Source organism: Streptomyces sp. NRRL B-1347 (assembly GCF_000720325.1).
Lineage (GTDB): Bacteria > Actinomycetota > Actinomycetes > Streptomycetales > Streptomycetaceae > Streptomyces.
This window is the reverse complement of the sequence record NZ_JOJM01000283.1, coordinates 1-421: the sequence shown is the minus strand read 5'-3', so window position 1 is coordinate 421 and position 421 is coordinate 1. Positions and strand designations below refer to the sequence as shown.

The 421-nt window shown below is 68.6% G+C and carries 1 protein-coding gene; it reads left to right on the top strand.

Annotation, left to right across the window (positions count from 1 at the left end):
- On the top strand, positions 1–421 hold a 421-nt coding region (locus IG74_RS47360; protein WP_158858147.1), incomplete at both ends, for an acyltransferase domain-containing protein.

Genomic DNA, 421 nt, shown 5'->3' with positions numbered 1-421 from the left:
GGGGTGGACGCAGCCTGCGTTGTTCGCGTTCGAGGTGGCGTTGTTCCGGTTGGTGGAGTCCTTCGGGGTGGTGCCGGACTGTGTGACCGGGCATTCGGTGGGGGAGCTGGCGGCGGCGCATGTGGCGGGTGTGCTGGGCCTGGAGGATGCGTGCCGGGTGGTGGCCGCGCGGGGCCGGTTGATGCAGGCGCTGCCGTCCGGTGGGGCGATGGTCGCGGTGCAGGCGGATGAGGCCGAGGTCCTTGAGCTGCTTGAGGGTTATGAGGCGCAGGCGGGTGTGGCGGCGGTCAACGGGCCGAGCTCGCTGGTGATTTCCGGGGCCGAGGATGTGGTCACCGGGATCGCGGACACCTTGCGGGAGCGGGGTCGTAAGACGAACCGGCTGACTGTCAGTCATGCTTTCCACTCGCCGTTGATGGAT